The organism is Amycolatopsis sp. NPDC054798 (assembly GCF_053611505.1).
The window spans coordinates 1-21473 of sequence record NZ_JBSHAM010000007.1; the positions used below are offsets into that span (position 1 = coordinate 1).

Consider the following 21473-nt stretch of genomic DNA (forward strand, 5'->3'; position numbering starts at 1 on the left):
GGGCCGCTCCCCGTGGGGAGCGGCCCTTTTCGCGAAGCTATCGCGGCGGCGGCGACGTTCCGGACCGGTTCCGCCGGATCGTGTGCACCACGAACAGCGTGATCAGCAGCGCGGCCACACCGCCCGCGGTGCCGGCGAGCGCGACGATCATCGGCGTCGAGCTGATGCCGTCGGCCGGGGGCAGCTTGGCGTCCTGCACCACCGGTTTCGGCAGCGCGAGGTTGCCGGTGTCGCCCGGCAGGTTCGCGGTGAGCGCGGCCACCGGGTCGATCACGCCGTAGCCGAGGAAGTTGTCGCGCCCGCCCGGAGCGGCCGGGTGCTGCGCGGTCGCCTTGAGCCGCTTGACCACGTCGCGCGCGCTCAGGTTCGGGTACATCGAGCGGACCAGCGTGGCGACGCCCGCCACGTACGGCGCGGCGAAGCTGGTGCCCTGGATCGGCGACGGGTTGCCGTTCGCGATGGTCAGGTTCGCGAGCCCGGTCGAGTGTTCCGCCGGGTCGAGCGACACGATTTTGGTGCCCGGCGCGGCGACGCCGACCCACGGGCCGTGCACGCTGAACGGCGCGACGCCGCCGTCCTCCTGGATGGCCCCGACGGACAGCACGTCGTCGGAGAACCACGGCGGCGTGACGACCGACTTCGGCTTGTTCGGGTCGGCCTGGTCGTTCTGCGGGCAGTTTTCCGAGACGTTGCCCGCGGCCGCGATGACCACGATGTTTTTCTCCGCCGCGTAGTGCACCGCGGCCTGGACCAGGCGTTCGCCCTTCTGGATGTCGCCGGGCGCGGTGCCGGGGCGGCAGTGGTCGACCGACATGTTGATCACGCCGGCCCGGCCGCTGTCGGCGATGTTGCGGATGATCTGCGCGAGCGTGTTCAGCGTGCCCGCGGTGCCTTCCTTGGCCAGCTGCCGGTTGTCGCCCTTGTTGTCCTGCTGGGGCGAGGTGCCGGTGCCGGTGCCGCCGCCCGAGGACGGGGGCAGCTGGCTGTTGCTGCTGCCCTCCGGGGGCTTCTGGTTGCCGCCGCTCGCGGGCGGCTGGCCGGTTCCGCTGGACGGGGGAGCCGAGGGCTGCTGCGGGCTGTCGTCCTTGGCGTAGTTCTCGCTCAGCTGCCGGTAGGACACGATGCGCGCGTCCGGTGCGACGCCGATGAAGCCGACCTTCGGATCCTGCGGGTTGCCCGCGATGATCCCGGCGACCTCGGTGCCGTGGCCGTCGCAGTCCTGCAGGCCGGGTTCCGCGCCGTTGTCCGGGGTGGCGACGTAGTCCCCGCCGCTTTCCACCCGGCCCTGGAACCACGGATGCGGCGTGACGCCGGTGTCGATCACGGCGACCCGCTGGTTGCCGCCGACCGATCCGGTCGCCGCGCGGACGATCTCCTGCGCCTTCTGCAGCTGCAGGTAGTCCTGGCCCCACGGGCGGGAGTTGATCTCGACGTTCTGCCCGAGACTGCGCTGCACACAGTCGTTTTTCTTCTTGTACGTCGTGTCCGGGCCGTGGCCGTCCGCGGGCGGCGCGTCGCCGGGGCCCAGCGGTGGCGGAGTGGCCCAGGTGCCCGCGGGGGCGTCCGCCGTCTGTGCCGCCGCCGGAGCGGCGGCGAAGGGGGATGCCAGCCCGAGCCCTGCCGCGAACAGCGCCACCCCGGCCCGGCCGGGGAGGCCGAGCCTGCGGGGGAAGGAACGTCGGGAGCCCATCGCGCGGCTCACTTGAGGTTGAGGTGGCGCAGCGTCGAGTAGAGGTCCATCACGCCGAGGGCCAGCGGCAGCACCACGGCGATGCAGATCGCCTCGATGATCTCCACGGTGCGCCGCAGCGGCGGCGAGAAACGCTGGTCCGGGAAGACCACGCCGACCACGAGGGCGGCCGCGGCGATCAGGATCAGCGCGCCGAAGACGTACAGCAGCCGCTGCTCGGCGGTGGCGGAGAAGAACAGCCAGCCGAGCAGGATGCCCGCCGCGGCGACCATGCCGGTGGTGAGCAGCGCGATGGCCTGCGCGCCGTTGGCGTAGGCGCGGGCGCGCAGCAGCAGGACCAGCGTGGCGATGACGCCGAGGATGATGCCGAAGACGTTCGGCGCGGTGGCCGCGAGGACCGCCGCGACGGCCGTGGTGGCGCCGCAGCCGATCATCAGGCCGGTCATGTAGTCGTGCGCGACCGCGGTGCGCTGCTCGATCGCCTGGTAGTCCGGGAAACCGGAGTCTTCCTTCAGCTCCTCGGCGGTGCTCGGCACGTACGGCAGCGGCAGTTTGGCGAGCCAGATGGTGGCGCGCGGCAGGAACGAGATGCAGCCCAGCGCGACGGCGACCGTGCCCGCCGCGACCGCCGCGGTGCCCGCGCTGGTCACGAGCGTCGCGACGAGGAAGGCGAGCGCGCCGAACACGCCCGCGGTGGCGGTGGCGATGAACACCCGGATGCCCGCGCCGACCACGAGGATGCAGACCGCCGAGACGATCAGCACCAGTACCGCGCCGAGCAGCAGGTTCGCCCGGACCGACAGCCCTGGCACGATGTAGAACCCGCTCACGAACGCCAGCGGCAGACCGCCCGCGGAGGCGATCAGCACGCCGGTGGCCTCGGCCTGGTAGGCCTTGGCGAGCGTGGCGCCGACCGCGACGCAGGCGATCGCGCCGAGGCCGCCGGCGATCGCCGGGCCGAGCGCGGAACCGCCGTAGAGGGAACCGCTGAAGAACAGGGCCAGCGCGGAGAAGAACAGGGCGAGCCCGCCCGCGGTGTGACCGAACCGGCGCGCGGTTTCCTTCGTCCACGGGCGGAAGGTGTCCGGATCGGCCTCCGCGATGGCGTCGACCACGTCGTCGTACATCGGCGGCGGCGGGTTCTCGTTGCGCTTGCGCAGCTGCAGCAGCTCGCCGTCGACCACGCCGAGGGACGCGAGCGTCCGGCTCGGGTCGAGCGGGGCGTCGCCGAGCTTGGCCAGCGCCCATCCGCCGTGCCGGGCCCCGCCGTCCGGAGTGACCTCCTTGGCCATCTCCAGAAGCATGGGCAGCAGGTCGGCCACCGCCACGTCGGCCGGAAGCGCGACGTCGATGCGTGTCGACGGTGCGACCACCGTGACCCTGCTGAATACCGTCGTGCCCGTTGCCACTAGATCCCCCGCTCTGAAGAGTCAGCTCCCGGGGGAACTTATACCGAACCTGGTGACAGGTTTCAGCGCGTCTCCGCAAATCATCGGCGAAAGTACCCGTCCAGGCCGGGTTGGGCCAGACCGACCAGCGGGTTCGTCCGCCTGGTCCGATAACTGTCGGTGGCGGTCCTTACACTCGGGCGCACGGGGAGGACGGATCCCGCCGGGGGTCCGAGGAGGGGGTGTGAGATGCCGATCCTGGAGTTGGCCGGATTTCCGGGGCGACGTTCGATAGGTTGTCCCGCGCACCCGGGTGCAGGCGTCGAGCAGGAATAGAGGGGTCCCTTCGATGAGCACGCTGCAGTTCAAGAAGTCGCCGCGGCTGGCCGCGCCGCGCCCGCCCGGCGGCGAGGTGCATCTCGAGCCGCCGCCCGAGGTGCCCCGCACGATCCCGGGAAACATCGTCGCCAAGGCGATTCCGGGCGTGATGATCTTCGCGTCGCTCGGGATGATGATCTTCATGTTCACGGCGGGCGGAAAGAACCCGACCACGATCATGATGAGCGGCATGATGCTGATGGGCACCGTCGGCATGCTCGCCGGGGGCGGCGGCAAGGGCGGTGGCCAGAAGAAGGCCGAGATGGACGAGGACCGCAAGGACTACCTGCGGTATCTCGGCCAGATGCGCGACCGCGCCCGCGAGGCGATGGTCGACCAGCGCGCCGCTCTCGAATGGGTGCACCCGGACCCGCAGTCGCTGTGGTCGCTCGCGGCCAGCCGCCGGATGTGGGAGCGCAGGCAGAACGACCAGGACTTCCTGCACCTGCGCGTCGGCCGCAGCTCGCACCGCCTCGCCACCCGGCTGGTCCCGCCCCAGACCGGCCCGGTGGACGAACTGGAGCCGATCGCCACCCTCGCGCTGCGCCGGTTCGTGCGCGCGCATTCGATCGTGCCGGACCTGCCCACCCAGATCACCCTGCGCGGGTTCGCGGCGGTCAGCATGCAGGGCGAGCGCCACCGCACCCGCGCGCTGACCCGCGCGATGCTGGCTCAGCTGGTCGCCTTCCACAGCCCGGACGACGTCATGATCGCGGTCGCCACCGCGGGCAGGGCGAAGCAGGAATGGGAATGGGCGAAGTGGCTCCCGCACGCCCAGCACCCGACGCTGTCGGACGGCATCGGCCAGTTGCGCATGATGGCGGGCTCGCTCAAGCAGATCGAAGACTGGCTGGACGAGGAGCTGCGCGACCGGCAGCGGTTCTCCCGCAACGCGACGCCCGCGCCGGACCAGCCGCACGTCGTGATCATCATCGACGACGCCGAGGTCACCCGCGAGGAGCAGATCATCCTCGAAGAGGGCCTGGTCGGCGTCACCCTGGTCGACCTTTCCGATTCGATCGGCAACCTCGCCGCCCGGCGCGGCCTGCGGCTCGTGGTCGAGGAGGACCGGCTCGGCGCGCGCAGCGCGGGCGGGGTCGAATGGTTCGGCCGTCCGGACAAGCTCAGCGTGGTCGAGGTCGAGGCGCTGGCCCGGCTCATCGCGCCGTACCGCGTCGGCGGGGGCGGCGGCCAGGACGTCAGCGAGGAAGAGCCGCTGCTGTCCAACCCGTCGCTGCTGGAACTGCTCGGCATCCCGGGCGACCCGATGACGTTCGACGTCCAGCAGGCGTGGCGGCCCCGGCCGATCCGCGACCGCTACCGCGTCCCGTTCGGCGTCGGCGAGTACGGCCAGCCGGTGGAGCTGGACATCAAGGAAGCCGCGGCCGAGGGCATGGGGCCGCACGGCCTGTGCATCGGGGCGACCGGTTCCGGTAAATCGGAGTTCCTCCGCACCCTGGTGCTTGGCATGCTGGCCACGCACTCGTCGAGCACGCTGAACTTCGTCCTCGTCGACTTCAAGGGTGGCGCGACGTTCCTCGGGCTGGACAAGGCCCCGCACGTGTCCGCGGTCATCACCAACCTCGCGGACGAGGTCACGCTGGTCGACCGGATGAAGGACGCGCTGGCGGGCGAGATGAACCGCCGCCAGGAAGCGCTGAAGAACGGCGGCAACTTCAAGAACGTCTGGGAGTACGAGAAGGCCCGGGAAAACGGTGCCGACCTCGACCCGCTGCCCGCGCTGTTCATCGTCTGCGACGAGTTCTCCGAACTGCTGGCGGCGAAGCCGGACTTCATCGACCTGTTCGTCGCCATCGGCCGGCTGGGCCGGTCGCTGCAGATGCACATGCTCCTCGCGTCGCAGCGGCTGGAAGAGGGCAAGCTGCGCGGTCTCGACTCGCACCTGTCCTACCGGATCGGCCTGAAGACGTTCTCCGCGGCGGAGTCCCGCGCGGCGATCGGCGTGCCGGACGCGTTCGAACTGCCGTCGGTCCCCGGTGGCGGTTATCTGAAGTACGACACCTCGACCCTGGTGCGGTTCAAGGCTTCCTACGTCTCGGGCCCGTACCGGCCCGCCGGCATCAAGGCGGCCGGACCGGCCGCGACGGTGGTGCGCGCGGACAAGCGGCCGCAGCTGTTCGTGCCGGACTTCGTGGAACTGCCGAAGGAACCCGAGCCGGAGCCGACCCTTGAGGAAGAGGCTCCGAAGCAGCAGGAGTCCGAAGAGGCCGTCGAGCCCAGCGAACTGGACGTCATCGTCAGCCGCCTGGTCGGGCAGGGCCCGCCGGCGCACGAGGTGTGGCTGCCGCCGTTGAACGAGCCGAACTCGCTCGACACGATGCTGCCGAACCTCAACCCCACCGACGACCGCGGTCTTTCCCCGGTCGGGTTCTTCGGCAACGGCAGGCTGCAGGTGCCGATGGGCATCGTCGACCGGCCGTACGAACAGCGGCGCGACCTGCTGTGGGCGGACTTCTCCGGTGCGCAGGGCCACGGGGTCATCGCGGGCGGTCCGCAGTCGGGCAAGTCGACGATGCTCCGGACGCTGATCATGTCGATGGCGCTCACCCACACCCCCGAGGAAGCGCAGTTCTACTGCCTCGACCTCGGTGGCGGTACCCTCGCCGGCCTCGCCGACCTTCCGCACGTCGGCGGGGTCGCGGTGGCCCGGCGCGAGCCGGACAAGGCCCGCCGCATCGTGGCGGAGCTGACCACGCTGCTGACCGAGCGCGAAGGCCGGTTCGGGGCGCTGGGCGTCGACTCGATGACGGAGTTCCGGAACCGGAAGCGCCGCGGCGAGATCACGCCGGAGCAGGACCCGTTCGGCGACGCGTTCCTGATCGTGGACAACTGGCGGGCGCTGCGCGACGACTTCGAGGAGCTGGAGACGTCGATCACGCGGCTGGCCACGCAGGGTCTCGCCTACGGCGTGCACGTGATCATCTCGGCCAACCGGTGGGCCGACCTCCGGCCGGCGATCAAGGACATGCTCGGCACGCGGTTCGAGCTGCGTCTCGGTGACCCGACGGAGTCCGAAATGGACCGCCGGATCGCGGTCAACGTCCCGGCCGGGCGGCCGGGCCGCGGTCTCACCCGCGACAAGCTGCACCTGCTGACCGGCCTGCCGCGGATCGACGGGTCGAGCGATCCGGAGACGGTCGCGGCGGGCGTCGCGGACGCGGTCGCGAAGATCCGCGGCGCGTGGCGCGGCCGGGTGGCTCCGCAGGTGCGCCTGCTGCCGGAGATGATCACCTACGAAGAGGTCCTGCAGATCGACCAGAAGCGGGACACGAAGCTCGTCCCGATCGGCGTCAACGAGGAAGACCTGCAGCCGATCTACCTGGACTTCGACGCGGACCCGCACTTCTTCGCGTTCGCCGACGGCGAGTCCGGCAAGACGAACCTGCTGCGGCAGATCGCGCGCGGCATCACCGAGCGCTACACGCCGCAGGAGGCCGTGGTCCTGCTGGTCGACTACCGGCGCACGATGCTCGGGTTCCTCGAGGGCGATTCGCTGCTCGGCTACGCCGTCTCGTCGGCGCAGCTGGACAGCATGGTCCAGGACGTGCACGGGTCGATGACGCGGCGGCTGCCGGGTCCGGACGTCACCCAGGAGCAGCTGAAGACCCGGTCCTGGTGGACCGGTCCGGAGCTGTTCATCCTGGTCGACGACTACGACCTGGTGGCAACGCAGTCCACCAACCCGCTCAAGCCGCTGTCGGAGTTCCTCGCCCAGGCGAAGGACGTCGGCCTGCACTTGATCGTGGTCCGGCGCACCGGTGGTGCGTCGCGGGCGGCGTACGACCCGATCATCGGCAAGCTCAAGGAGCTGGCGGCGACCGGCATGGTGATGAACGGTTCGCGCGACGAGGGCGTGCTGATCGGCAACATCCGGCCGAGCGCCATGCCGCCGGGCCGGGGCAACTTGCTGAGCCGCAAGAACGGGAAGCAGCTCGTGCAGGTGTCGTGGATCCAGCCCGACTGACCGACTGGGGAGCCGTCGCGGTTGACGGAAGGGGTGCCCGGTGACGGTGCGGGTCGCGGTCGACTTCGGGACCTCGAGCACCTGTGTCGTCGTGTCGGTCAACGGCCGCGAGCCGCAGGTCGTGGTGGTCGACGGGCAGCCGCTGATGTCCTCGGCGGTGTACGCGGCGTCCGACGGCACCCTGTTCGTCGGCCAGGAGGCCGAGCGGCAGGCGGCCGTCGACCCGTCGCGGTACGAGCCGAATCCGAAGCGGCGGATCGACGAGGGCGATCTGCTGCTCGGCGATTCGGTGCTGCGGGTCATCGATGTCGTGCACGCGGTGCTGGACCGGGCGGTCGCGGAGGCGCGGCGCGTCGCGGGCGACGTCGAGGTGGATCTGCTGGTGCTCACCCACCCGGCGGACTGGGGCGCGATCCGCACCCGGCTGCTGCGCCAGGCCGCGGGCAGGCTGGCGCGTGAGGTGGCGCTGGTGCCGGAACCGGTGGCCGCGGCGGTGTACCACGCGGCCACCTTCGCCCCGGAAGCTTCGCCGGGCGGTCGGACGGTCGAGTTCTCCGGCCGTCCCGGTGACGCGCTGGCGGTGCTCGATCTCGGCGGCGGCACGGTCGACGTTAGCGTCGTCCAGCGGTCGCCGGAGGCCGCACGCGCGGCGCGGGTGCCGGGCGCACCGCCGCAGCGAGGCGGCTTTCAGGTGCTGGCCACTCGCGGCGACCCGAGTTTCGGCGGCGCGGACATCGACCAGGCGTTGCTGGAGCACGTCGGGTCGCTGGTGTCCGGTACGGATCCGCAGGCGTGGCAGCAGCTGGTCGAGGGCCGGGAGCTGGCCGAGCGGCGGCGTCGCCGGGTGCTGCGCCAGGACGTCCGCGGCGCGAAAGAGACGTTGTCGCGGCATACGTACACCGATGTGCCGTTGCCGCCGCCGTTCGCGGACGCGCACGTGACCCGGGCGGACCTGGAACGGCTGATCGGGGCTCAGCTCGGCCGGGTGGTCGAGCTGACCAGCGCCGCGATCGCCGACTCCGGCCTGCGCCCGAAGCAGCTCGCGGCGATTTTCCTCGTCGGCGGTTCGAGCCGGATCCCGATGATCTCCCGGCTGGTGCACGAGCGCACCGGGGTGGTTCCGACGAGCCTGGACCAGCCGGAGACGGTCGTCGCGCGCGGTGCGCTCCGGGCGGTGCTGCTGGAACCGGACCGCACCGGGGTGCTGCCCGGTTCGTCGATCCCGGGGCAAACCGACCACCGCACCGAGATCGTCCGAGGGGACGCACCGACCCGGCGCAGCCTGCCGCCGGTGCCGAATGCACGGAACGCGCCGCCGAACGCACGGAACGCTCCGTTGCCGCCGCGCGGGTTCTCGGCTGCCGAGCCGGCCAGGGGCCCGCAAAGCGTGCCGTTCGGTGCCGTAGCGCCCGTCGGTCCGAGTCCAATGCAGACTGGGCCGGGAAAGAACGCGTTGGGACAGAACGGTTCTGGGAACGCAGCGTTCGCCGTCCCCAGCGCGGACGCGCCTGCTGGTACCGGCGGCAAGGAGAAGAAACGCCGTCGGCTGTGGCTGATCACCGCTGCAGTAGCGGTCGTGGCGTTGGTCGCGGGCGGAGTCGTGTACTTCGTCAGCAGCGGGGACAACTCCGATCAAGGCCGCTCGTTCTCCCAATACGACTTCAGCCTCGTCGCGCCGAGCGATTGGATCCAGACCACCGACGAGGTCGCGGACCGGCAGGTGATCCTGCACCCGCAGGACGCCGACAAAGGCAACGATCTCGTGCTCGCGCAGGAGTTCGTCATGGACTACGACGCGACGGCCGACCGGCAGAAACTCGTCGACGCTTTGCGGTCCGGGGTCAGCGGAAACGCGAACTACACTGCGTTCCGCCCTGATCTGACTTACGGTGGCCGGAACGTGATCGGCTATGTCGAGAGCAAACCGGAACGGATTACCGTCCGCTGGTACGTGCTCGTGCAGGGGCGGATCCGGGTGCACGTCGGCTGTCAGTACCAATCGCCAGCGGTACAGCAGCGCGTCGACGCCGCGTGCGAGCAAGTGGTGCGCACGTTGAAGATCACCAGCTGAAGGAGTTCCCGTGGCGTCCGTTCCGGAATCCGAGCCGGCGGCATTCACCCGAGCGGGACAGGACGCCGTCACTTTCTCGCGCCGCGTCGCGGGCACCGCGCTCGCGCGCAGCGAACGGCACCGCAGCGAAAACCGGGAACTGCTGAAGGAGTTCGGCAGGCGGCGGCTTTCCGGCGCTCCGGAACCCGCGCCGTCCGCGTTGCGCGGGGCCGCCCGGCGGTTCCGCGCGGCCCGCGGATTGCCGATGCCGCCGGAGCCGGTCGCGCCCGAGCCGGTTCCCGTTCGTCCCAAGATTTCGCCCGAACAGACACGGACGAGTGAAGAGGACGAGGACTTTTCGCAGTCGCGAATCATGAGCCGGGACTCCTGAAATATTCCGGGAACCGGCTGTGCGTGTGCTAACCACGCTGGTGGACAAGGTTTTTTCGCGAGCACTCCAAGGCTGTTCACCCGCCTGTTGCCGGGCGGTTCCCTGATCTGGCGTTTCCGCAAGCAACTACTTGCGAAGAAGTCGCGACAAGTGTGAACCGAACTGGCAATGTCTTCGTCGTAGGTGCAGTGCCGGATACACCAGCCGGCGCGCACAACCACTGACGAAGGGGGTAGCTCCCATGGCTGCTGGCGGTTTCACTGGGGATCCGAAGGAATTCACCGCGGCGGAGGGGCGCGTCGTCGACGCGACCAGCCGGATGAACAAGAACCTGAGCGACCTGCGCTCCAACATCGAAGCGACCCGCGCGGGCTGGGAAGGCGACGCGCAGCGCGCCTTCGACAACGTCATGCGCCGCTTTGACGACTGCGGTCGTGGCCTGAACGACGCGCTGCACCGCATCGGTGAGCTGCTCCAGGAAGCGGGTTCCACCTACGCCAAGAGCGAGGCGGCTCAGCACGAGCACATCAACTCGCTCAACAAGGGCTTCGGCGTTCTCGGCTGATCCAGTTCTTTTCCGTTCAGATTCGCCTTTTTCCTCATTCTTTCTTCTGACAGGAGTTCGACATGCCTGACGGCCGCATTGTTGTTGATCCGGGTACCATCCACCGCGCCGCTGAGGACTGCACCGCCACCGGCGGCGAGCTGAAGACCCTCTTCGACAACCTGAAGAGCGACCTCAACCCGCTGACCCACAGCTGGACCGGTGAAGCGAAGGACCAGTACATCCAGGCCCAGAACGAGTGGGACCAGAAGTTCGACGAGTTCACCCAGCTTCTCGCGCAGATCGCCGCCGTGCTGCCGCAGATCGCGGACGGCTACCAGGCGACGGACCGCTCGGTGCAGAACCTGTTCTGAGCCAAGCTCCGAAACCACGGCGGGCCGGGCACCTTCGGGTGCCGGCCCGCCGTTTTCGTTGTCTGGAAAAGAATTTCGCGGCTCGCGTGCCGCGCGTCAGTGCGGAGCGCCGACAGAATATTCCGGCTTGTCGTTGAGTACCCGCACCGTCACTTTCTTCGGCTGCCCGCCGACCTGCACCGTGCAGTCGAACGTGGTGCCGTTCTCGATCGTCTGCCCCGACGGGCACGCGACGTTCTTCACGTCCGGTTCGCCGTAGTTCTCGTTGAGTACCCGGGAAACGCCTTCCTGCAACGACTTCTGGTCCAGCGTGTCGCCGCTGAAGACACCGGTCGCCCACGAGATCCCGGCCGCAGCGGCCAGCACCACCACGACCGCCCCGCCGATCAGGAACGGTTTCTTCGACCGCGGTTTTCCCGGCTTGGCCGAGGAAAACGCGCCGAGCCCGCCGTATTCGGACGGCTGAAACCCGCCGCCGTAAGGACTTCCGGACGGCTGCTGTCCCGGCTGGCCTTGTGGCTGGACCGGAGTCGGCTGGCTGTGCGCCTGGCCGGGCCCGCCGTACGGCTGACCGGGCGTCGGCTGGCTCTGTTGCTGACCGTACGGCTGGGCCGGATATCCCTGCTGCGGATACTGCGCCGGCGGGAACTGCTGCTGCGCCGGGGGTTGCGCCCACTGCCCGCCCTGCCAGCCGGAACTGTCCGCTTCGGACGGATAACCCGGCTGCTGCGGCGCGTTGGCCCCCGGCTGCCACCACTGCGGCTGTCCCTGCGGGTGCTGGTCGGGAGGCTGGGTCATCGGAGGTCACCTCGGCGGTCGATGAACGGGGAGGTCAGCGGAAGGGCGGGCATCAGCGCCCCTGCAGTTCGCCGAGCCGGCGGTAGAAGTCCTGTTTGGCCGCGTTGTCCGCGAGCACGGTGACCTGGGAGGCGTCCGGCACCGTCGGCAGATCGGACGCGGTGGCCTCGCCGGTGAACTTGAAGTCGTAGCGCAGTTCGACCTTGTGCCCGTCGCCCTCGAATTTCGCCGCCATGCTGAACTGGGCGAGCGAACCGTCCGGCTTGAGCGTGATCGTGCTCGGCACGACGGCCTTGCGCAGTTCCGGCCCGACCTGGTTGAGCACCTTGTCCGGCAGCAGTTCGACGCGCCGGTCGAGGAAGATCGGGAACGGCACGTTCACGGTCAGCTGCTCAGTGCCGTCCGCGGAGCTCTTCGCGCCGCGCAGCGCTTTCTTGTCCGCCTTGTAGGCGCTGTCGACCGCGTCGCCCATCTTGCACGCGATCTGCACCCCGCCCCACGCGCACGGCTGCACGAGCCCGGCCTCCGGTTTGGGCATCGACACCCACGGCGTCGGCGCGAGTGTCTTGTAGGCCGGGCCGAGGTAGAGATATTCGACAGTGCCGTCTGCCGGGGTGAACGAGTCGAGGAACTCGTTGGGGTTCTTCTGCGACCGGTTGTGCACGATGCGGCTCTCCGGGCTGCCGGTGCGCGCGGAGGTGACGATGTTGTGCAGGTACTTGTCGTCGAACTTGAAGAACCGGTCCGCGGAGTTGGTCACATTGCGCGGCTCGACGATCGTGTCCGCGAGCTTCGACATGGCCTTCTCGAACTTCGCGCCGACGTACGCGGCGGCCTGGTCGCCGTCGGGCAGCGCGGTGCCGCCCCTGGCCTGTCCGCACGCCGTCGCGAGCGCAAGCACGGCGGCGACGGCTCCCGCCGTCCGTGCGGCTCGGATCGTCCTCGCTCGTGTCTTCAACTGCTGTCCCCAGGTGCTCGTCGTCACGCGCGGCCGCGCGTGACGAATCGTCTCATCCTGTTCCGACCCGCGCGGCGGCGTGGTGGTTCCGGGAACCGGTCAGGTACGCTTTGACCGGCCGATGAGGCGCCTTCGCACCCCCGCTGCACAACAGGCGGGACCACAGGGGTATCTTCATATGTCGTTGTGCGTTGCGGCGCGTCAGCGCTCGGCCCGCACATTACCCACACGCAATGACGACGAGGTAGACCCTTGCCCACGTACAGCCCCAAGCCCGGCGACGTCACTCGTGCCTGGCACGTGATCGACGCCGAGGATGTCGTGCTCGGACGGCTCGCGACCGAGGTCGCCACGCTGCTGCGCGGCAAGCACAAGCCGACCTACGCCCCGCACGTGGACACCGGTGACTTCGTCATCATCGTCAACGCCGAGAAGGTCGCTCTCACCGGTAACAAGCGCGAGCAGAAGTTCGCGTACCGGCACAGCGGTTACCCCGGCGGTCTGCGGAAGCGCTCCTTCGGCGAGCTGCTCGACACCAAGCCTGAGCACCTTGTTGAGAAGGTGGTCAAGGGCATGCTGCCGAAGAACAAGCTCGGCCGCGCCATGGCCAAGAAGCTGAAGGTGTACGCCGGCCCGCAGCACCCGCACGCCGCGCAGCAGCCGCAGGCGCGCGAGATCACCAAGATCGCGCAGGTCGCGCAGTGAGTGAGGAACAGTTGACCAGCACCGAGACCGAGGTCGTCGCTTCGACCGAGACCCCCGCCGAGGCTGTGGCGACCAGCGAGTCCGCCGCCGCTCCGCGCCCGTCGCGTGCCGCCGGTGGCAACGCGCAGACGGTCGGCCGCCGCAAGGAGGCCGTGGTCCGCGTCCGCGTCGTGCCGGGTACCGGTGAGTTCAAGCTCAACGGCAAGTCGCTTGAGCAGTACTTCCCGAACAAGGTGCACCAGCAGCTCATCAAGGAGCCGCTCGTCACCGTCGAGAAGCCGGACTCCTTCGACATCTTCGCCAACCTCAAGGGCGGCGGGATCTCGGGCCAGGCGGGCGCGCTGCGTCTCGCCATCGCCCGTGCGCTGGTCGAGGTCGACGCCGACGACCGCCCGGCTCTGAAGAAGGCCGGCTTCCTGACCCGTGACGCGCGCGCCACGGAGCGGAAGAAGTACGGCCTCAAGAAGGCCCGTAAGGCCCCGCAGTACTCCAAGCGCTGATTTTTCAGCTCTGGCGCAACCCCGGAAGCGCCCATCCGTCCATCGGATGGGCGCTTCCGGCGTTTTCCGGGGCTGGCTGATGCGTTCTCTGCCGCTGGCACGACTGTCTTGGGGTAGGGCAGGGGAGCACCCTTGCCGAGTCCGGCGCTAGGTTTGTCGAGGCCCGGCGCGCCCCGAGGCTGGTGAATCCAAGACAAGGAGGTCGAGATGGCTCGACTGTTCGGCACCGACGGGGTACGCGGTCTGGCCAATGCCGACCTGACCCCCGAGCTGGCCCTGTCGGTCGCGGCGAGCGCCGCCCGAGTGCTGGCGGCGCACGACCGTTCGCACCGTCCGGTGGCCGTGGTCGGCCGCGACCCGCGCGCCAGCGGCGAGATGCTGGAGGCCGCCGTGGTGGCGGGCCTCGCGTCGGCCGGTGCGGACGTCCTGCGGCTCGGCGTGCTGCCGACCCCCGCCGTCGCGTACCTCGTGGGTGCGCTCGACGCGGACCTCGGCGTGATGATCTCCGCCTCGCACAACCCCATGCCGGACAACGGCATCAAGCTTTTCGCCGCCGGCGGGCACAAACTGCCGGACAGCATCGAGGACGAGATCGAATCCGGCCTCGCCGCGACGAACGTCACCCGCCCGACCGGCGACGGCGTCGGCCGCGTCACCGACGTTCCGGACGCGCTCGACAAGTACATCGAGCATCTGGTCGCCGCGACGCCGCACCCGCTGACCGGCCTGAAGGTCGTGGTGGACTGCGCGAACGGCGCGTCGTACGCGGCCGCGCCGGAGGCGTACCGCCGGGCGGGCGCCGAGGTCGTGGCCCTGCACGCGGAGCCGGACGGCATCAACATCAACGACAGCTGTGGCTCGAACCACCCTGACCTGCTGCGCGCGGCGGTCGTCGAACACGGAGCCGACCTCGGCATCGGCCACGACGGAGACGCCGACCGCTGCGTGGCCGTCGACGCCGCCGGCGAGCTGGTGGACGGCGACCAGATCATGGCGGTACTGGCACTGGCGCTGGCCGAAGAGGGCGCGCTGGTGAAGGACACTCTGGTCGCGACCGTGATGAGCAACCTCGGTCTGCACCTGGCGATGAAGGCGCACGGCATCACGGTCGTCACGACTGCGGTGGGTGACCGCTACGTGCTGGAGGAGCTGCGCGCCTCCGGGCTCGCCCTCGGCGGCGAACAGTCCGGCCACGTAGTCCTCCCCGCCCACGCCACGACCGGCGACGGCCTGCTCACCGCGATGCGGCTGATGGCCCGGATGGCCGCCACGGGCAAGCCGCTGGCGGAACTGTCCGCGGTGATGAACCGGCTGCCGCAGGTGCTGGTCAACGTCCCGGTCGCGGACAAGGCAGCGGTGGCGGGCTCGGCCGAGGTCCGCGACGCGGTAGGCGAGGTCGAAGCCGAACTCGGCGAGGAGGGGCGGGTTCTGCTGCGCCCCTCGGGAACCGAACAGCTCGTGCGGGTGATGGTGGAAGCCCCGGCCCACGCCACGGCCCAGGCGGCGGCGGATCGGCTTGCTGGAGTGGTGTCCGCGGTCTCCTGACCGAAATCTGGTGAATACTCTGCGCCACCACTGACCCGGCAGGTACATTCCGCAATGCGGGACCAATCGGGGAGGGGCGATGTACGACCAGAGTGAGGTGCCTCCACATTTCGCCAGAAGCCTGGCGGCGATGGAAGAGGTGCGCGCGCAATACAGCGCCGATCACGAACGCGCGATCGCCGACGACGAGGCTAGGCAGGCCGCGTTCGAGAAACTTCTCGAGGAACACCGCGCTCAGGACGCCCAGTCGCAAGCCGACCGCGAAGCCGCGATCGCTGCCGCTGCTGAGGGAACCGAGGACGACCGGGCCGCGTCGGAACAGGCAGAACGGACAGCCCAGCGGGTTGCCAAGCAGGTCGCCGAGGACGATGCCGCCGCCGCGATGTTCCGCGTCGAGGACGACACCGAACCGGTCGCGCCGGCAGCGGCGGCGCCCACCGCTCCGCCAGCGGTGCCTCCTCCGCCTGCTCCGGCGGCCCGGCACCGGGCGTGGGAGGACGACGACTTCTCGGCCACCAACTGGATTGACGCAGAGTAGCCGCGGGCGCGAGGGGAGAGGGCGACGATGGCGAAATTCCACATTGAGCCGGACCAGGTCAAAAAGGTGGCGAACGATGTCTCGACGATGAGCACCTCGCTCAAGGAGATCAAGACTTACACCGCGCAGTCCCAGCTGGCGCCGGCGCATTTCGGCAAGATCCCTGGCCTGTCCGAGGCGGCCGGAGCCTACGTGGCGAAGATGCAGGCGCTCGGCGACTCCGCCGCGAAGGGCAGCACTTTTCTCGGCGGTTTCGCGGAACGGCTCAACACCTCGGTGACCTTGCACAGCGAGAACGAGCAAGAGAACGCCTGGGGCGTCACGAACGCCGGCAAGGGAGCCTGACTGTGACTCCTCCGCCGGACCAGGGCACGGGTCGTCTCGGCGACACGATCATCGCCCCGCTGCAGCCTCCCGCGGACGTCCGTCTCGACGACACGTCCGACAACATTCTCAAGCCGCTGGCCGGTTTCCGGGAAAAGATGACCGGCAAACTCGTGCAGCCGTACACGCGGTGGATGGGGCATCCGTCGCGGAACCTCGGGCTGCGGTTCGCCCCGCCGTACGGCCAGGGGGACGAAGAAAACCGGATGCTGAACGAACTCGGCGGGTTCGGATTCGGCTATTTCTGGGGCGCGCAGGGACGTGCGGCGAATCTCGGCAAGGCTGCGAAAGCCGCGCAGGACGACACCGCGCAGGTCAAGCAGGGCCTGACCGCTGCCTGGCAGGGCAAGGCCGCCGATTCGGCCGCCGAAAAGCTGGACGATTTCAGCAAGGCATCCGGCGAATACCTCGGCACGGTCAACGGTTTCAGCCAGTTGCTTCAGCAGTTGTGGCAGACGGTCCGCAAGCCGATCGTCGATTTGGGACAGCTGCCCGAAAACGGCGGACAGGCGCCCAAGAAGTTCCTGGACGCGCACAAGCCCGAGGACACCGACGGGCTGCTGATGTTCATCGGCCGCCTCGACGACGCGATCAAGTGGGGACGCGCCGGGACAGCCGTTTCGGAGGTCGCCCAACGCGGACCAGGCACTGGCCCGATCGGCGCGCAGGACATCCGGAACATGTCAGTGGACCTGGACATCCATTACAACTCCAAGTGGTCCGACATGTTCTGCCGTCAGATGGACGAGTACTGCCAGCAGTACTCGGACGCGATGGATTGCTTCCGGCAGTACATCCGCAACGCGCACACGGCGGCGACGAACGCACTGCGCGCCTTCTCCGACGGCCTGAACGTGCCGACCGATCCGTTCGGCCGCCTGCAACTCGGTGCCGACAGCGGCGGGCACGACAAGGGATCGTCCGGCCGGAACGACGGCGGTGGCGGGGACACCAAGCCGCGTTCCTCCGGCGGTGGGGGCGACACGAAGCCGCAGGAGGCCACCGTGCCGCCGCAAGTCGGCCCGACCCCGGCTCAGCAGCAGACCCCGCCCGCGCAGCCGGATCCGAACCAGAACCCGGTCACGCACAAGCCGCTCGAGGTGGATCCGGAGACCGGCCAGCCATACCCGATCGACCCGCGGGCCGGGGAAGCGGTCAAGACCGAGCACGAAGCGCCGGACACCGTGACGGTCCAGCACGGCGATCACAAGATCACCATGTCCGAGCCGGACGACCACGGGAAGATGGCGGTCTCGATCGGCGACGGGACCGGGCACGACAAGGCGTATCAGCTCGATTTCGGCGACCAGACCGAGAAGGCCCCCGGAACCGCCACTGACCCGGCCCACGGCGCTCCCGCCGGCTCCGGACAGGCCCACGACGGCCAGACCCCCGCGGACAAGCCGCACGACGCCCCGGGCACCCCGATCCACAAACAGCCGGATGGCACCGCGCCGACGACGGACGCGAACCAGGTGCACCGTCCTGGCCCGGACGGCAAGATCCACATCGAGGACGGCAATCTCAAGATCACGGCCGAACGGCCGAGCGGGCCGGACGGTCCGACCGTCGTGACGGTGGACGACGGCTCCGGCGAGCCGACCAAATACACCCTCGACGACCACGGAAAGATCGACCCGGCCACCGGCCGGCCGGTCGACGGGTTGACCGCTCAGCACGGCGGCGGTGCCGGGAGCCCGGCGGCGCACCCGAACGAGCTGCCCGTGGACCAGGTTCGCGACGGTCGGCAGGTCGCCGCGGATGCTGCCCAGACCGGGCAGCAGGTCGCCGGCGACCATGGCCAGCCAGTGCAGGCTGCCGCGACGCAGGGTCAACCGACGGGTGTGCACGACCAGGCAACCGAGCACGCGACGGCAGCCGACGGGCACGACCAATCCGCTGGAGAGCAAACGGGGCGGCACCACGCCCAGCCGGTCGCCGCACAGGCGGACGTCACCCCGCCGCACGGCACGCCGGTGGCGAGCGAGCCGGACGAGTCCACTACGGCGCAGTCGGTGCTGGACCCGTTCAGCAGCGACCCCGGGCTGGGGCATGTGTCGTCGGATCCGGGGCTCGGGGATTCGGCGGTTCCGGCCGGATGGCAGCAGGACGAATCGGCACACCCTGCCGAACTCGGCACCGCGCCGACCACCACCGATCAGCAGCACGGTCAGTCGATGGGCATGATGGGCAGCCCGATGATGGGCGGCGGACAAGGCAACTCCGGCGGCGACCAGGAACGCGGGACCAGCGGTTACCGGGTCGACGGCGGCCTGTTCGGCACCGCGCCGGGCGGCAGCCGGATCAGCGGGTCGCTCGCGGAGGAGGACGAAGGACGGCGCTGATCAAGCAGCCGGTTCCTCGTCCTCCGGAACCTCGATCGGTGCCCGCTTCACGTCCGAGTCCAGCAGCGGCAGGTACTTGTCCGTACCCGTCAAATGCGTCAGGAAGAACGCCGTGAACAGCGCCTTCGTCAGCTGCTGAGTCGCGCGCTGCGGTTTGCCCTGCAGCAGCAGCTGGCTCCAGTGCCTGCCCTCGGTCACCGCCAGATGCGACGACTTCGCCAGCGTCCGCAGCTGCACCGGACCGGCCCATGCCTGCGCGATGGCGTCCGCGTGGCCGACTGCCGGGGCGACCAGGTCGCCGTCCACCGCCAGGTGCAGGCCGGGGGCGCTGATCACCTTCGCGGCTTCCGTCGCGGGCGGGAAGGTCTGTGCCGCGGCGACAGTCGCCACCGCGCGGACCTTCGGGCGGGCGTCGTCGCCCGCCGCGGCGGACTGGGCGGCTGCCAGCACCGCCGAACCGCCGCCGGTGGAGTGGCCGGCCAGGCCCAGTTTCTCCGGGTCGACGCTGATGCCGTCCGGGCCGAGACGGACCGTGGTGATGACGTCGAGCGTCGTCAGCAGGTCTCCGGCCAGCAGGCGGTGCGACGGCAGCGGGCTGAGCTGGGTCGCGGGGGCCGCGGCGACCACGCCCCAGCTCGCGAGGTGGTGCAGCAGCTGCCGGTAGCGGGTGGCCGGCTGCATCCAGCCGTGCCCGAACGCGATGGCGGGAAGGCCGAGGCCTTGGCGCGGGGTGAACACGACGCCGGGCAGTCCGACCAGGGCGAGGTTGCCGCGCAAAACCTCGTGGGGTCCCGGGTGGGACAGCTCCGTGAGCAGCTGCTTGGGCTTGCTGGCCATGCGCGTGACCTTACTGCCCGTGCCCAGCCTCGGCCCGGTGCGCCACCCCGATCGGTTTAGGGGTCGGCCGCCGCACCGCCGCGACACCTGGTCAATCGTTGTCCGGACGGTCGCTCGCCCAGCTCAGCGGCACTGAAAACCCCGCTCTAGGGACCGGAGTAGGGGACTGGACTTGTCTCGTTACGCTAGTTCGCGTGTGTGGAATCGTGGGATACGTCGGACACCGCCCGGCTCTGGACGTCGTGCTCGGTGGGCTCCGCCGCATGGAATACCGGGGCTACGACTCGGCTGGCGTGGCGGTGCTGGACGGCGCCGGCGCGCTGACTGTCGAGCGCAAGGCCGGCCGTCTGGCCAACCTGGAAGCCCGGCTCGACGAGGTCGGCCGCGACGCGTTCGCGGGCACCGCGGGCATGGGGCACACCCGCTGGGCCACGCACGGGGCCCCGATCGACCGCAACTCGCATCCGCACCGGGACACCACCGGCCGCGTCGCGGTGGTGCACAACGGGATCATCGAGAACTTCGCCGCGTTGCGCGCCGAGCTCGAGGCCGACGGCATCGAGATGGCCAGCGACACCGACACCGAGACCGCCGCGCACCTGGTTTCCCGCGCCTACAACGAGGGCGACACCAAGGGCGACCTGGCGGCCAGCGTCGCCGCGGTGTGCCGTCGGCTGGAGGGCGCGTTCACGCTCGTCGTGACGCACGCCGACGAGCCGGACACGATCGTCGCCGCGCGCCGGTCGTCGCCGCTGGTGGTCGGGGTCGGCGAGGGCGAGCACTTCGTCGCTTCCGACGTCGCGGCGTTCATCGAGCACACCCGCGAGGCCGTCGAGCTGGGCCAGGACCAGCTGGTCGTCATCACCCGCGACGGCTACCAGGTCACCGACTTCCACGGCGACGCCGCGCAGGCCAAGCCGTTCACCGTCGACTGGGACCTGTCGGCCGCCGAGAAGGGCGGCCACGAATACTTCATGCTCAAGGAGATCGAGGAGCAGCCGGAGGCGCTGGCGAACACGCTGCGCGGGCACTTCGAGGCCGGCCGGATCATCCTCGACGAGCAGCGGATTTCCGACCAGGATCTGCGCGACGTCGACAAGGTCTTCGTCATCGCCTGCGGTTCGGCGTATCACTCCGGCCTCGTCGCCAAGTACGCGATCGAGCACTGGACGCGCCTGCCGGTCGAGGTGGAGCTGGCGTCGGAGTTCCGCTACCGCGACCCGGTGCTCGACCGCGACACGCTCGTCGTCGCCGTCTCCCAGTCCGGCGAGACCGCGGACACCCTCGAAGCCGTGCGGCACGCGCGCGAGCAGAAGGCCCGCGTGCTGGCCGTCTGCAACACCAACGGCGCGCAGATCCCGCGTGAGTCCGACGCGGTGCTCTACACGCACGCCGGGCCGGAGATCGGGGTCGCGTCGACCAAGGCGTTCCTCGCGCAGATCGCCGCGAACTACCTCGTCGGCCTCGCGCTGGCGCAGGCGCGCGGCACGAAGTACCCGGACGAGGTCGCCCGCGAGTTCGCCGAGCTGGAAGCCATGCCGGCCGCGGTGCAGAAGGTGCTGTCCACTGTGGAGCAGACGCGCGAGATCGCGCGGCGGATCTCCGATTCGCGCGCGGTGCTGTTCCTCGGCCGCCACGTCGGGTTCCCGGTGGCGCTGGAAGGCGCGCTGAAGCTGAAGGAACTCGCGTACATGCACGCGGAGGGCTTCGCGGCGGGCGAGCTGAAGCACGGGCCGATCGCGCTGATCGAAGAGGGCCTGCCGGTCGTCGTCGTGATGCCGTCGCCGAAGGGCCGCGCGGTGCTGCACTCGAAGCTGGTGTCGAACATCAGCGAGATCCAGGCGCGGGGCGCGCGCACGATCGTGATCGCCGAGGAGGGCGACGAGACCGTGCGCCCGTTCGCCGACGAACTGATCGAGGTGCCCGCGGTGCCGACGCTGTTGCAGCCGCTGGTTTCCACCGTGCCGCTGCAGGTGCTGGCCGCGGAGATCGCGAGTTCGCGCGGGTACGACATCGACAAGCCGCGTAACCTGGCGAAGTCCGTCACCGTGGAGTAAGGAGCC

The 21473-nt window shown here is 69.9% G+C and carries 17 protein-coding genes; 12 read left to right on the top strand and 5 right to left on the bottom strand.

Going from position 1 to position 21473, the window contains the following annotated elements:
• Window positions 1-37: 37 nt before the first annotated feature.
• Together ACWGIC_RS06345 and eccD are read right to left on the bottom strand one after the other, a co-directional pair.
• A complete protein-coding gene (locus ACWGIC_RS06345) occupies window positions 38-1690 on the bottom strand; it encodes a S8 family serine peptidase (RefSeq protein ID WP_452074858.1) in 1653 nt (550 codons plus the stop codon).
• Between the two features lie 8 nt (window positions 1691-1698).
• Window positions 1699-3099, bottom strand: coding sequence for a type VII secretion integral membrane protein EccD (gene eccD, locus ACWGIC_RS06350; RefSeq protein ID WP_452074859.1), 1401 nt, complete (start codon window positions 3097-3099; stop codon window positions 1699-1701).
• Between the two features lie 328 nt (window positions 3100-3427).
• On the opposite strand from eccD, the gene eccCa reads away from it, so the two are divergent.
• The 5 genes from eccCa (at window position 3428) to ACWGIC_RS06375 (ending at window position 10800) form a co-directional block, all read left to right on the top strand.
• Window positions 3428-7441 carry a type VII secretion protein EccCa gene (eccCa, locus tag ACWGIC_RS06355; protein ID WP_452074860.1) on the top strand — a complete coding sequence of 1338 codons (4014 nt, stop codon included), beginning with the start codon at window positions 3428-3430 and terminating at the stop codon, window positions 7439-7441.
• A gap of 40 nt (window positions 7442-7481) precedes the next feature.
• On the top strand, window positions 7482-9512 hold the full coding sequence (locus ACWGIC_RS06360; protein WP_452074861.1) for a type VII secretion-associated protein: 2031 nt from the start codon (window positions 7482-7484) through the stop codon (window positions 9510-9512).
• A gap of 10 nt (window positions 9513-9522) precedes the next feature.
• Window positions 9523-9882: a hypothetical protein gene (locus tag ACWGIC_RS06365; RefSeq protein ID WP_452074862.1), complete on the top strand. Its 360-nt coding sequence runs from the start codon at window positions 9523-9525 to the stop codon at window positions 9880-9882.
• 241 nt (window positions 9883-10123) lie between these two features.
• A complete protein-coding gene (locus ACWGIC_RS06370) occupies window positions 10124-10447 on the top strand; it encodes a WXG100 family type VII secretion target (RefSeq protein WP_009072357.1) in 324 nt (107 codons plus the stop codon).
• 62 nt (window positions 10448-10509) lie between these two features.
• Window positions 10510-10800, top strand: coding sequence for a WXG100 family type VII secretion target (locus tag ACWGIC_RS06375; protein WP_182894638.1), 291 nt, complete (start codon window positions 10510-10512; stop codon window positions 10798-10800).
• A gap of 96 nt (window positions 10801-10896) precedes the next feature.
• Here the strand turns inward: ACWGIC_RS06375 and ACWGIC_RS06380 are convergent, their stop codons facing one another.
• Window positions 10897-11598 (bottom strand): DUF4333 domain-containing protein, encoded by a 702-nt coding sequence (locus ACWGIC_RS06380; RefSeq protein ID WP_452074863.1) that lies wholly within the window; start codon window positions 11596-11598, stop codon window positions 10897-10899.
• Between the two features lie 52 nt (window positions 11599-11650).
• On the bottom strand, window positions 11651-12499 hold the full coding sequence (locus tag ACWGIC_RS06385) for a hypothetical protein (protein ID WP_452074983.1): 849 nt from the start codon (window positions 12497-12499) through the stop codon (window positions 11651-11653).
• A gap of 309 nt (window positions 12500-12808) precedes the next feature.
• Here ACWGIC_RS06385 and rplM point away from each other — a divergent pair, with 309 nt between their 5' ends.
• From rplM to ACWGIC_RS06415, 6 genes are all read left to right on the top strand, one after another.
• Window positions 12809-13261 (top strand): 50S ribosomal protein L13, encoded by a 453-nt coding sequence (gene rplM, locus ACWGIC_RS06390; RefSeq protein ID WP_009072361.1) that lies wholly within the window; start codon window positions 12809-12811, stop codon window positions 13259-13261.
• Window positions 13262-13272: 11 nt separating this feature from the next.
• On the top strand, window positions 13273-13761 hold the full coding sequence (gene rpsI / locus ACWGIC_RS06395) for a 30S ribosomal protein S9 (RefSeq protein ID WP_037816243.1): 489 nt from the start codon (window positions 13273-13275) through the stop codon (window positions 13759-13761).
• Window positions 13762-13968: 207 nt separating this feature from the next.
• Entirely contained in the window at window positions 13969-15306 is a 1338-nt protein-coding gene (gene glmM / locus ACWGIC_RS06400) for a phosphoglucosamine mutase (protein ID WP_452074864.1), read from the top strand.
• 79 nt (window positions 15307-15385) lie between these two features.
• Entirely contained in the window at window positions 15386-15844 is a 459-nt protein-coding gene (locus ACWGIC_RS06405) for a hypothetical protein (RefSeq protein ID WP_452074865.1), read from the top strand.
• A gap of 27 nt (window positions 15845-15871) precedes the next feature.
• Window positions 15872-16189, top strand: coding sequence for a hypothetical protein (locus ACWGIC_RS06410; RefSeq protein WP_452074866.1), 318 nt, complete (start codon window positions 15872-15874; stop codon window positions 16187-16189).
• Between the two features lie 2 nt (window positions 16190-16191).
• Window positions 16192-18573, top strand: coding sequence for a hypothetical protein (locus tag ACWGIC_RS06415; protein ID WP_452074867.1), 2382 nt, complete (start codon window positions 16192-16194; stop codon window positions 18571-18573).
• On the opposite strand, the gene ACWGIC_RS06420 is transcribed toward ACWGIC_RS06415, so the two are convergent.
• Window positions 18574-19410 (bottom strand): poly(ethylene terephthalate) hydrolase family protein, encoded by an 837-nt coding sequence (locus ACWGIC_RS06420; RefSeq protein WP_452074868.1) that lies wholly within the window; start codon window positions 19408-19410, stop codon window positions 18574-18576.
• Between the two features lie 194 nt (window positions 19411-19604).
• Between ACWGIC_RS06420 and glmS the strand changes: the two genes are divergently transcribed.
• Window positions 19605-21467: a glutamine--fructose-6-phosphate transaminase (isomerizing) gene (glmS, locus tag ACWGIC_RS06425; protein ID WP_452074869.1), complete on the top strand. Its 1863-nt coding sequence runs from the start codon at window positions 19605-19607 to the stop codon at window positions 21465-21467.
• Window positions 21468-21473: the final 6 nt, after the last annotated feature.

What these genes read in the sequence shown, in the direction of transcription:
- ACWGIC_RS06345 (WP_452074858.1), bottom strand. Translation starts at nt 1,690, where the DNA reads ATGGGCTCCCGACGTTCCTTCCCCCGCAGGCTCGGCCTCCCCGGCCGG.
- eccCa (WP_452074860.1), top strand. Translation starts at nt 3,428, where the DNA reads ATGAGCACGCTGCAGTTCAAGAAGTCGCCGCGGCTGGCCGCGCCGCGC.
- ACWGIC_RS06370 (WP_009072357.1), top strand. Translation starts at nt 10,124, where the DNA reads ATGGCTGCTGGCGGTTTCACTGGGGATCCGAAGGAATTCACCGCGGCG.
- ACWGIC_RS06375 (WP_182894638.1), top strand. Translation starts at nt 10,510, where the DNA reads ATGCCTGACGGCCGCATTGTTGTTGATCCGGGTACCATCCACCGCGCC.
- ACWGIC_RS06380 (WP_452074863.1), bottom strand. Translation starts at nt 11,598, where the DNA reads ATGACCCAGCCTCCCGACCAGCACCCGCAGGGACAGCCGCAGTGGTGG.
- glmM (WP_452074864.1), top strand. Translation starts at nt 13,969, where the DNA reads ATGGCTCGACTGTTCGGCACCGACGGGGTACGCGGTCTGGCCAATGCC.
- ACWGIC_RS06405 (WP_452074865.1), top strand. Translation starts at nt 15,386, where the DNA reads ATGTACGACCAGAGTGAGGTGCCTCCACATTTCGCCAGAAGCCTGGCG.
- ACWGIC_RS06410 (WP_452074866.1), top strand. Translation starts at nt 15,872, where the DNA reads ATGGCGAAATTCCACATTGAGCCGGACCAGGTCAAAAAGGTGGCGAAC.
- ACWGIC_RS06420 (WP_452074868.1), bottom strand. Translation starts at nt 19,410, where the DNA reads ATGGCCAGCAAGCCCAAGCAGCTGCTCACGGAGCTGTCCCACCCGGGA.